The organism is Devosia sp., from assembly GCF_028290645.1.
Classification (GTDB): Bacteria; Pseudomonadota; Alphaproteobacteria; order Rhizobiales; family Devosiaceae; genus Devosia_A.
The window spans coordinates 1-10,013 of the sequence record NZ_JAQGJL010000405.1 but is presented as its reverse complement, the minus strand read 5'-3'; the positions used below and the strand labels follow the sequence as shown (position 1 = coordinate 10,013).

Genomic DNA, 10,013 nt, shown 5'->3' with positions numbered 1-10,013 from the left:
GACTTGCCGTCGGCCTGGAGGCTCCGGATGATCCCGAAGAGCTCGATCGCCTCCTGCGGCGTCAGCACGGCGGTGGGCTCGTCGAGGATCAGCACGTCGGCGCCGCGATAGAGCGCCTTCAGGATCTCCACGCGCTGCTGGGCGCCGACCGAAATGTCCTCGATGAGGGCGTCGGGATCGACCTCGAGGTTGTAGTCCTGTTCGAGCCGCAGCAGCTCGGCGCGGGCGCGGGCGAGGCTGGGCCCGAGCATGGCGCTGTCCTCGGCGCCGAGCACGACGTTCTCGAGGACGGTGAAATTGTCGACCAGCATGAAGTGCTGGTGCACCATGCCGATGCCGAGCGCCAGCGCGTGGCGGGAGTCGGTGATGGCGTGCGGGGTGCCGTCGACCCGGATCTCGCCGGAATCGGCGGTATAGAAGCCGTAGAGGATCGACATCAGCGTCGACTTGCCGGCGCCGTTCTCGCCGACGATGCCGTGCACCGTGCCGCGCCTGACCTGAAGGTCGATGTCGCGGTTGGCGTGGACGGCGCCGAAGCGCTTGTTGATCTTGATCAGCTCGATGGCCAGATCGGAAGTGACGGCGGCCCCGGGGGGCCGCCGTGCTGAAGTGTCACCGTGTTCGACGGGCGCAGTCACGTCCTGGCTCAGACGCCCGGGCAGGTGTTGTCGGTGGTGTAGTCGTGCACCTGGATCGCACCGGACTGGATCTGGGCCGACAGGTCGTCGACCTTGGTCTTGGTGGCGTCGTCGATCAGCGCCTTGTTGTTGTCGTCGAGCGCATAGCCGACGCCGCTCTCGGCGAGGCCGAGCACCTTGATGCCGGGCTTGAAGGTGGCGTCGTCGCCGCCTTCCTTGAAGGCGTTGGTGACGGCGACGTCGACGCGCTTCAGCATCGAGGTCAGCACCGCGCCGGGATGCAGGTAGTTCTGGTTGCTGTCGACGCCGATGGCGAACTTGCCCGCGTCGGCGGCGGCCTGCAGCACGCCGAGGCCCGAACCGCCGGCGGCGGCAAAGACCACGTCGGCGCCGGCATCGAACTGCGCCTTGGTCAGCTCACCGGCGGTCACCGGGTCGTTCCAAGCGGCCGGGGTGGTGCCGGTGTAGTTCTCGATCAGCTTGACGTCCGGATTGGCCGCCTTGGCGCCCTGGGCGTAACCGCAGTAGAACTTGTGGATGATCGGCACGTCCATGCCGCCGACGAAACCGACGGTGCCGGTCTGCGACTTCAGCGCGGCGAGCGCGCCGACGAGGAACGAGCCGGTATGCTCGTCGAAAATGATCGACTGCACGTTGGGCGCATCGACCACGGCGTCGATGACGACGAAGTTGGTGTCCGGGAATTCGGCTGCGACGGTGCCGAGCGCCGTGCCCCACGAGAAGCCGGCCATCACGATCGGGTTGGCGCCCTGGGAAGCGAAGCGGCGGAGGGCCTGCTCGCGCTGCGCGTCATTCTGCAGCTCGAGATCGATATAGGCGCCACCGGTTTCCTTCTTCCATGCCTCGGCGCCGTTGAAGGCGGCCTCGTTGAAGGATTTGTCGAACTTGCCGCCCAGGTCATAGATGATGGCGGGGTCGGCGAGGGCAGTTCCGGCGGCCAATACGGACATCGCCACGCCTGCGGCGAGCACCCCGAGGCGCTTGGTGAAGTAGTTCATGGATCAGTCTCCCTGTATCGCGTCCGGCAACGGCACATGCCGCCCTGACAGCCCGGCGCGTTGGGGAGGAATACAATCCTCGAAAGCCGCACTCTGCAAGAGGGTGGTGCGCAAATTTTGACCAAGTGGGCAAAATTCGTTCGCGAGGGTTTACGCGCGATGGCGGCGCGGATGCGGGGCGTTGTGGTGGCTAGGCTCACGCGTACGAGTGGGCTCCGTCCGCTGGTTGCCCAACGGCTAGCTCGCGATCGGCGTGACCTCCACCCCCATCGCCTCGCCGAAGCGCTCGAAGAAGCCGTCGATCAGCTTCTGGGCGGAGGAGCCGATGAGGGATTTGCCGAGCCGCATGATGCCGCCGTCGGCGCCGCCGTTGGCGGTGAAGACCAGCGTGGTGTGGTGGCCGGCATCGCTGAGGACGATGTCGGCAGCGGCTTCGGCCTTGCCGAGCAGGCCACCGCGGCCCCTGCCGGCGAGGGTGTAGCGCTCGGCCGGGATGACATTGCGCAGTTCGAGATCGCCGGTGAAGACCGGCTGCATCAGGCCCAGATTGACCTCGATCTCGAGTTCGAGCGTGGTCTCGCCGGTCCAGTCGATGCGGCGGCAACCCGGAATGGTGGCCTTCAGCACCTCGGTATCGTTGAGCGCCCGCCAGACCGCATGGCGCGGCGCCGAAACCAGATACCTGCCGCCGAATTCCATCGGGCCGTTTCCCCTCTTGTTGCCACTGTTCGAGCGGAAGCTAGTGGTCGCTTCGCCGGGCCGCAACCGCGGTATGGCTGCAACGCTCGCGGCAAAGTTCGAAACCGCCCCTTTTCGTGAGGCTTTTTAGCACCATATCGCGCAAAACAGGCCGCGGCGGCATCAGCAACATTGTCATCCGGCGCGGGTAACGGGAATCATGTCACCCCAAGGTGACCGACAAAGGGAAACGCATCCAGATGGCCACTGAAGTGATGGATAAGCCCCTGCAATATCTCGACAAGGCGATGGGGGCGATCAAGCAGCTGGGCATCTGGCCCGAGCAGCCCACCGACCAGCCGATCACGGGCCTCCTCAACGAGATCACCGAGCTCGACGAGAACAAGGTCATCCTCATCGGCCGCACGCTGACCCAGGCGGGCGCCTTCAACGAGGTGGTGCGCAGCCAGGTCGCGGCGATGAATGTCGGCGAGCGCTACAACGACATCACCAACAGCTTCAACTCGATCCGCGACGACGCCAAGGGGCTGGTGGACCAGCTCGACGACGGCAAGCTCGATCTGGTCGAGCGGGTGTCGAACGTGTGGATGAAGGTCAGCCGCGGCGACATCGCCACGCGCTTCGAGAAGATCCGCGGCACCTATCTCGATGTTTCGAGGGAGACCAAGAACCAGGTCGATCGCGAGCACATCATCCTCGAGGCGTATCGCGATTTCCGCGGCGCGCTGAAGCAGGCCGAGGTGATGGCGCTCGAACTGCTCGATATCGCGACGAAAAAGCTCGACGAGAAGAAGGTGAGCCTTTCTGGCGCGAGCGATGCGCTCGCCGCGTTCAAGGAAGGGACGCCCGCGGATCGGGCGAGGCTCGAACTGGACCGCGACGAGAAGCTGCAAGATTTGCAGAACGAGGAACGGCGCTACCAGATCGCCAAGGACCTCTCTGACAACCTCACCATCTCCTACTCGACCTCGGAAGTGGTGATGGCGCGGCTGATGCAGACGACGCAGGCCAAGGAGCGGGTGTACCAGCAGGCGATCTCGTTCTTTTCGACCAACGAGACGGTGTTCACGGCGCTTTCCGCCTCGTTCACGGGGCTGTTCGGACTGCATGAATCGACCGAGACGCTGAATGCGATGAAGGAAGGCATGTCCAAGAGCCTCGAGACGCTGTCGGAGATCGGCGACCGGGTGGGCGAGGAGGCGGTGAAGGCCGGCTATGGCCCGACGATCCGCGCCGACGCGGTGAAGAAGCTCGTCGACTCGGTGGTGACATTCCAGGAGAAATCGCGGTTGATCGTCAACGAGATGCGCGACCAGGCGACGAAGAACTCGGCGGAGATCCGCGACGCGGTGGAGGACGGCAAGCGCCGCCTCGCCCAACTGGCGGCCGATGGCAATGCACTGCTGCTCGAACAGAAGAGCTAGGCCGGGGAACGCGCAGGCTCGCACCAGATGAGCACGACGACGGCGACCGCCGAAAAGGCTCCGCTCGACGAGGTGATGCTGGCGATGGACGTGGTGGACACGCTCCGTCACCGGCAGGACCTGGTCGAGCGCGAACTCGCGGGCGATGCCCGCCAGCAGCAGCTGATCGACAAGCTGCGCGAGATCTATCGCCACCAGGGCATCGAGGTGACTGACGAGGTGCTGATCGCGGGCGTCAAGGCGCTCGACGAAAGCCGCTTTGCCTATACGCCGCCGAAGCCGGGTCTGGGTGTGAGCCTCGCGAAGCTCTATGTGAGCCGGAGGAAATGGGGACCGGCAACGCTGGCCGCGGCGCTGGTGCTGGTCATCGGGCTCGGCGGCTATTTCTTCGCGTGGCAGCCCTATCAACAGGAGCAGGTCGAGGGCGCGCGGATCGAGCTCAGCGAGAAGCTGCCGGCGCAGATGGATGCGCTCTACCAGACGATCTTCGAAGAGACCAAGGTGCAGCAGGCGGTCGGCGAGGCCGAACAGATGCGGACACTCGGCAAGACCGCCGCCGCCGAGGGCAACCGGGCGGGCGCCGAGCAGGCGATCGCCTCGCTGACCGGGCTGCGCGACCAGTTGCGGCAGGAATACCAGCTGAGAGTTGTAAATCGCGAGGGCGAGCGTTCGGCGTTCTGGCGCATCCCTGAGGTGAACAACGCGGCGACGAACTACTATGTAGTGGTCGAGGCGATCGGGACCGACGGCAAGCCGCTGACTCTGCCCATCACCAACGAAGAGAACGGCAAGACCGAGAACGTCGCGATCTGGGGCGTCCGGGTGCCGGAGAGCACCTATCGGGCGGTCGAGGCGGACAAGCGGGACGACGGCATCCTCGAACGCAACGTGCTCGGGCTGAAGCAGTTCGGCTTTCTCGATCTCGACTATGTTGTTCCAGTGCTGGGCGGGGCCGTGACGCAATGGTAAAAACCTGCACGCGGGTCTTGGCATGAGCCTTTCCGGACCCGAGGCCCTGCGTTCGCTCGACGAGGCGCTGCGCGACATCCGCCGCGAGGAGGACGAGATCGCCAAGCGCCTGGCGCGCTCGGCGGAGCTGGTCACCAAGTTCAAGGAAACCGAGAGCGAACTGCTGCGGCAGCTCGCGGAGGTGCGGCTGGACCCGACCATCCAGGCCGAGCTCAGCGGGCGGCTCAGCCAGGCCGAGGTGAAGGCGCGCGAGATGCTGAGCAGGCACGGCGCGGAACTCAGCGCCGCCGAGGAGGAGCTCAAGGGGCTCGACCAGCAGATCGCGGCGCTCGCCAAGGAGCGCACCGAGAAGGCCGCCGCGGCGGCCGCGGCGCAGGCCGAACTGAAAGCGCTGGCCGACCGGGTGTCGGTCGAGGCGGTGAAGAACCCCGACTATGCGCAGAAGCGCAAGACGGCCGAAGAGCTGGCGGCGGTGGCCGGCGAGAGCATCCGCAAGACCCAGCAGGCCGAGGCGGACCGCGAGCAGAAGGGGCGGCCGTATCGCGACGACCCGCTGTTCATGTACCTATGGGAGCGCGGCTTCGGCACGAAGAACTACCGCGAGAACAACCTGATCCAGTATCTCGACAGCCTGATCGCGCGGATGGTCGGATACCCCGAGGCGCGGGTCAATTTCGCCATGCTCAACGAGATTCCGCTGCGGCTGCGCGAGCATGCCGACCGCCAGCAGCAGATCGCGGCGGCGGCGGGCGAAGCGGTGACGAGGCTCGAGAAGGCGGCAGTCGACGCGGCGGGCGGGAGGCCGGCGCGGGAGGCGCTGGAAAAGGCGGAAGCGCGGATTGCGGCGATCGACCAGGAGATGGTGGCGGCCGAGGACAAGCGCGACGAGCGGGCCCGCGAACAGCGCGAGTTGGCGCAGGGGAGCGACCCGGCGTTCAGCGCGGCGGTGAACGGGCTGGCCGAGGCACTGGGCCGCGAGGACATCAAGACGCTGCTCGCTCAGGCCCGGGCCACCGAGACCGGGCAGGACGACACGATCGTCAAGCAGATCGATGAATCGCGGCAGCGGGCGATCGAGGAAGACGGCGACAGCCGCGAGCAGAAGAGCCGGCTGAAGACGCTGGCGGCGCGGCGGCGCGAGCTCGAGGACATCCAGTACGAATTCAAGAAGCAGGGTTTCGACAACCCGCGCTCGAGCTTCGGCGAGGACAAGCTGGTGGGCGACCTGCTCAACGATTTCCTGCGCGGCGGGATCACTGCGGCGGACTACTGGGGCCAGTGGCGGCGCAGCCAGAACTGGACCGGCGGGGGCTATTCGCAACCGCGGCAGGATTCGCCCTGGGGCGGCAATAGCGGCGGCTTCCAGTGGCCGGACTCGAGTTTCGGCGGCGGGGCATCGGGCGGAAGGTCGAACGGCGGGTTCGGCGGCAACTGGGGCCGGCTGCCGACCGGCGGCGGCGGCTTCGGCGGTGGCGGCGGATCGAGCGGCGGCGGCTTTTCGCGGCCGCGCACCGGCTCGAGCGGCAACCGCACCAGCGGCGGGTTCAAGACCGGCGGAGGGTTCTAGGGGCGCCGACGGGTTGCCTTTTCCGTTTGCCGGCGGCGCAGTGCCTCGGCGCCGTTGTGTCGCTCGTCGCTTCGCTCCGACTCGCAACCGTTGGTTGCGGGACCCCTCATCCGGCCTTCGCGCAACCTTCTCCCTCAAGGGGAGAAGGGAGTCCCGACTGCGGGTCGGGTAGCGCATCTTACCCCGAGTGTCCGGCACAATTGGGCAGATCCTTGATCGGGGAACTAGCGAGCAGTGTGGCCAGCGACTGGTTGCTCAGCAGCGGGGCGAGGCCGGTGGCGCCGGGGAGCGCGACGAGAACCGAGATATTGGTTTTCGCAGCGTCGATCTCGGCGGTGCGGCAGAAGCGGGGGCTGAGCGAGATGGCGGGCGCGTTGGAGCCGGCGGGCAGGGTCTTGGCCCAGGCCTGGGCTTCGCGGATGGCCTGCTTGTCCGCCTCGGAGAAGCCCAGGAGGTAGTAGTTGCGGCCGTCGGCGGGCGGCGGCAGCGTGCCGGCGAGCTCGCCGGGATCGGTTTCGACGAGGATCGCCGCGACGTGGCGCTCGCCGCTTGCGGGCGTCGTGATGTCGAAGCCGAGGGTCGAGGCGCCGGGGACCGGCTCGAGCGTCAGCGGGACGTCAAATGCGAGCAGGAGGCTCGCGAGGTCGTCGTTGAGATAGTCGAGGCCGCGCATCTTGCTTGCGGTGCCGAGCGGGATCGAGGAACAGGCGGCGAGGGCGAGGAGCGCCAAGGCGGCGGCGAAACGTACGATGCGGCGGATCAACAACCCCTCCCCTGCCCCGATGGATATCCGGGGCGTCCACAGATGGGTACGAGATTCCTTGGTGCGGGGGAATGGCGCGAACGGCGTGCAGCGGAGACTGCAAAGCTTGGTGGCTGTGGACTTCCACCCCTGTCCCAGCCTTTTCAAGCATAGTTCTCAAGGCCTTCTCCCCTAAAATCGCTCCATGGGAGCGATTTTGCCTTCGACTGGCTCGAAGCCCGCGCAAGGGGGAGGGAGACCCATCCACAAGGCGCCGTGCTTCGCGCTTCGCCCTGGCTCGAGCGTGAAAAGCGCCGCGGGTTTTCGCCTGTGGGGCTTTGGTCGGAGACCGCATCGGCTGGTCAGTGGTGGTGGCTGGCCACTCACCGCGTTGGCTCGGTCCAGGGCGTGGTTGCGACTTATTCCCCGCCCTTTTCGTCGGCGAGGAAATGCGAGCGATGGGCGAACTGGGGGAAGTCGGTCCGCGACGGGGCCTTGTTCTGGATGTTGAAGATGGCCTTGGCGAGGAAACCCCAAGCCATCAGAAAAGGAAAGCCGAGGTGACCTCCAGGGACCGCGCCGAGCCGTCCGGCACATTGGAATAGACCAGTTCGCGGTAGCTGATACGCATTGCGAGGGAAGGACTGAGTACCAGACCGAGGGTTGCGCCGAGCGCCAATGTCTCCAGTCCATCGCCCTGAGCGACGCCGTCCCTGGAGGTCTCACCGCCGATCTCGTAGTAGCCATCGAGGGCGGCCCACACACTGTTGCCAAAGTTACGGGTGATGTGGCCCTCTATTCCGAATATCGGATCCTGGCTGGTCACGGCGGCGCCGAACGGATCGTCGTTATCGCCGAATATCTGCACCACCGGCATGACTTCAAGGGTCGTCAGTTCCGGGTCGATCATCGTATCCCCCAGCACATAGCTGATGGGCAGGCTCGCCTGTAACGACCACCGGTTTTGCCCCAAGCTCAGCATTCTGTCCGGGTCATAGTCGCCGGTGGGAAGGAACAGCTTCGCTGCGACCGCGGCTTGGAATCCCGGCTTGTGCTGGGCGTACTCCATAAGCGAGAGCGATGGCGTCCCCACAAGTCCCAGCGTCCCGCCGACGAGCAAATCGCCCTGAGCGAAACCCGTATCCACGTCAATGATCCCAGACAATGACTCGAAGGACACGTTACCCACCGGCAGCCCGATCAGAACTGTTCCGACATTGCCGAGGATATCGAAGGATCGGTGATAGGTTGGGGTCAGGACGCTCACGTCCAGCTCGGTGCCTTCTTCAACATTCCCACCGAGGTCAATCGTGCCATCAGCGTGCAGGAGCGTCACGGTCAGGCTGATGTCGCTCGCGCCTTCAGGACGCAGATGATATGCCCGCGCCCCATCCCAGGACAGCGCGTCGGTGACCATCGATACGGATGCCACCGCCGACATGGCTATTCTTGCAAGCACGCTTGCCTCCTGTTGATCGGTTACCTCGGCAACCGTCACAGCCAGCGCGCGTCAGCACCGGCCCCCAAGGTGAAGACAGTGCACTTGCATTAAAGTAAGGCCAAGAAGTTTCTCGATGTCGACGAACGCATCGGCACGTTGCGTGGCACGGTATCCACAGCGAACGTCAGGTGCTCGCATGCCGACGACCGAGCGCCCCAGTAGCCCGGCCCAGACTTTTCGGCATTTGCCGATCACTTAGCTGCTTTGATTCTGTGCACGGCTCAGCCGAATACGCTCGCCCCGCGATCCGCTGTCCCGACCAGCGCCCGGAACCCGGCGAACAGCTCCCGGCCCATGCCGAAATGCTCGCGGCGGAGGTCTTCGGTGGCCGGCGTTCTCGACAGGAATTCGCGCTCGTCGCCGATGAAGGTGAGGGTGCCTTCGTTGGCGTCGAGGCGGATGAGGTCGCCGTCGCGGATCTTGGCGATGGCGCCGCCGTCCGAGGCTTCGGGGGTCATGTGGATGGCGGCGGGGATTTTTCCGCTGGCGCCGGACATGCGGCCGTCGGTGACCAGCGCCACCTTGTGGCCGCGGTCCTGCAGGATGCCGAGTTGCGGGGTGAGCTTGTGGAGTTCGGGCATCCCGACGGCTTTGGGGCCCTGGAAGCGGACGACGGCGATGACGTCGCCGTTGAGTTCGCCGTTCCTGAAGGCGGCCTGCAGGCCCTCCTGGGTGTGAAAGACGCGGGCGCGGGCTTCGATGACGCGGTTCTCGGGTTTTACTGCTGAGACCTTGATCACCGACTTGCCGATATTGCCCGACAGCACCTTGAGCCCGCCATTGGCGGAGAAGGCGTCCTTCACCGGCGCCAGCACCTTGGGATTGCCGGAGACGGCGGGCGAGGGCTCGAAAGTGAGCTTGTCTTCGAGGAGCTTCGCTTCGACGGCATAGCCGGAGAGGCCGGCGCCCCAGACGGTCTTCACGTCCTCGTGCAGGTACCCGGCTTCCAGCAGTTCGCGGATCAGGAACCCCATGCCGCCGGCGGCGTGGAAGTGGTTCACGTCGGCGATGCCGTTGGGATAGACGCGGGCGAGGAGCGGGACGGCGCCCGAGAGCTCGGACATGTCCTCCCAGGTGACCTTGAGGCCGGCGGCGGCGGCGATGGCGACGAGGTGCATGGTGTGGTTGGTCGAGCCGCCGGTGGCAAGCAGGCCGACGAGGCCGTTGACGATGGCCTTCTCGTCGACGATGTGGCCGATCGGAGTGTAGTCGTTGCCCTCGGCGGTGAGCGACAGGGCGCGCCTGGCGGCCTCGCGGGTCAGCGCTTCGCGCAGCGGCGTGTTGGGGTTGACGAAGCTGGCGCCCGGCAGGTGCAGGCCCATGATCTCCATCAGCATCTGGTTGGAATTGGCGGTGCCGTAGAAGGTGCAGGTGCCGGGGGAGTGGTAGGACTTGGCCTCGGATTCGAGCAGTTCGGCGCGGCCGACCTTGCCCTCGGCATAGAGCTGGCGGAC

10 protein-coding genes are annotated in these 10,013 nt (G+C 65.9%); 3 read left to right on the top strand and 7 right to left on the bottom strand.

The features are described 5' to 3' along the window. From JWQ89_RS21470 to JWQ89_RS21460, 3 genes are all read right to left on the bottom strand, one after another. Positions 1 to 569 (bottom strand): ATP-binding cassette domain-containing protein (locus JWQ89_RS21470; RefSeq protein WP_299644551.1); only part of this gene is annotated, 569 nt, incomplete at its 3' end. A 77-nt stretch (positions 570 to 646) separates the two neighbouring features. Next, positions 647 to 1,657 (bottom strand): BMP family ABC transporter substrate-binding protein, encoded by a 1,011-nt coding sequence (locus JWQ89_RS21465; RefSeq protein WP_299644548.1) that lies wholly within the window; start codon positions 1,655 to 1,657, stop codon positions 647 to 649. 237 nt (positions 1,658 to 1,894) lie between these two features. Beyond that, positions 1,895 to 2,356, bottom strand: a complete 462-nt coding sequence (locus JWQ89_RS21460; protein ID WP_299644545.1) for an SRPBCC domain-containing protein — start codon at positions 2,354 to 2,356, stop codon at positions 1,895 to 1,897. Positions 2,357 to 2,595: 239 nt separating this feature from the next. Between JWQ89_RS21460 and JWQ89_RS21455 the strand changes: the two genes are divergently transcribed. From JWQ89_RS21455 to JWQ89_RS21445, 3 genes are read left to right on the top strand one after another with little or no spacing between them, the layout of a single operon-like run. Then, positions 2,596 to 3,780 (top strand): cell surface protein, encoded by a 1,185-nt coding sequence (locus JWQ89_RS21455; RefSeq protein WP_299644544.1) that lies wholly within the window; start codon positions 2,596 to 2,598, stop codon positions 3,778 to 3,780. A 27-nt stretch (positions 3,781 to 3,807) separates the two neighbouring features. Continuing rightward, positions 3,808 to 4,749 carry a DUF6384 family protein gene (locus tag JWQ89_RS21450; RefSeq protein ID WP_299644541.1) on the top strand — a complete coding sequence of 314 codons (942 nt, stop codon included), beginning with the start codon at positions 3,808 to 3,810 and terminating at the stop codon, positions 4,747 to 4,749. 22 nt (positions 4,750 to 4,771) lie between these two features. Beyond that, positions 4,772 to 6,316: a hypothetical protein gene (locus JWQ89_RS21445; RefSeq protein ID WP_299644539.1), complete on the top strand. Its 1,545-nt coding sequence runs from the start codon at positions 4,772 to 4,774 to the stop codon at positions 6,314 to 6,316. 178 nt (positions 6,317 to 6,494) lie between these two features. Here JWQ89_RS21445 and JWQ89_RS21440 read toward each other — a convergent pair whose 3' ends face one another. The 4 genes from JWQ89_RS21440 to JWQ89_RS21425 all read right to left on the bottom strand — a co-directional run. Continuing rightward, positions 6,495 to 7,079, bottom strand: coding sequence for a hypothetical protein (locus JWQ89_RS21440; RefSeq protein ID WP_299644537.1), 585 nt, complete (start codon positions 7,077 to 7,079; stop codon positions 6,495 to 6,497). Between the two features lie 398 nt (positions 7,080 to 7,477). Next, a complete protein-coding gene (locus JWQ89_RS21435; RefSeq protein ID WP_299644535.1) occupies positions 7,478 to 7,600 on the bottom strand; it encodes a hypothetical protein in 123 nt (40 codons plus the stop codon). Continuing rightward, complete coding sequence (locus JWQ89_RS21430; protein ID WP_299644532.1) at positions 7,600 to 8,517, bottom strand: transporter; 918 nt, start codon at positions 8,515 to 8,517, stop codon at positions 7,600 to 7,602. The genes JWQ89_RS21435 and JWQ89_RS21430 overlap by 1 nt, the downstream gene beginning before the upstream one ends. Before the next feature lie 263 nt (positions 8,518 to 8,780). After that, positions 8,781 to 10,013: dihydroxy-acid dehydratase (locus tag JWQ89_RS21425; RefSeq protein WP_299644529.1), on the bottom strand; the 1,233-nt coding region annotated here is incomplete at its 5' end.